This is a genomic window from Vibrio sp. Y176 (assembly GCF_033438945.1).
In genome coordinates this window covers 1-617 of the sequence record NZ_JAWOQS010000757.1, presented here as the reverse complement: position 1 = coordinate 617, position 617 = coordinate 1, and the positions used below count along the sequence as shown (strand labels likewise).

At 42.6% G+C, this 617-nt stretch carries 2 protein-coding genes; both read left to right on the top strand.

Translation table 11 applies throughout. From position 1 onward, the window contains the following. Window positions 1-233, top strand: a 233-nt coding sequence (locus R7O13_RS28490; RefSeq protein ID WP_318305407.1) for a PPC domain-containing protein, incomplete at its 5' end; no start/stop codon positions are given. 286 nt (window positions 234-519) lie between these two features. After that, a partial coding sequence (locus R7O13_RS28485) for a PAS factor family protein (protein WP_318305408.1) occupies window positions 520-617 on the top strand: 98 nt, incomplete at its 3' end.

Sequence of the window (617 nt, the reverse complement as noted above, 5' to 3'; positions counted from 1 at the left end):
GCATTTGGATGTCGAGCCAATCAAATGCGAACGACCCTTACGGCGCAGGTAATGTGGACTTGTACGCAAGCCGCAAACACTGGCCGACAGCAGAGCAACACGAGTACGCATCAAACTATGCGGGCAGCAACGAATATCTTGCTATCCCAGTGACTGAAGCGGGCTATGTGCACTTTTCTCTTCAAGCCCCTCAACAAGGTGATGATGTAGAGATGTTGGTTTATTTCTTCTAATCGACGTTAAGTTAGTTTCGTAACACAAAAAAACACGCCGCCATTTTTGGCGGCGTGTTCGTTTTTCCTGCTTTTGGTTGTATTCAAACAGTGTTAAATGCCAAACGTTTGCATGATTTCGAGATGTATCTGTCAATTTTTGTCGAAAGCGTCTCAATTTTGTGTTGGCATATCCTTCTCACATAATCTTTTTTAGCGCCGCGTTCTGTGACCTAGCTTCTGATTTGTGGTTTCTAAACGGATACAATATATATGCACTCCGTGCAATAAAATTAAAGGGAATGACATGAAAACGCTTATTTATGAAACGTTGATTAGCCTTGCAAGCCAAGAACCAGAACAACATGCACGTATCCGACAAAACCTATATGAACAGTTGGATCT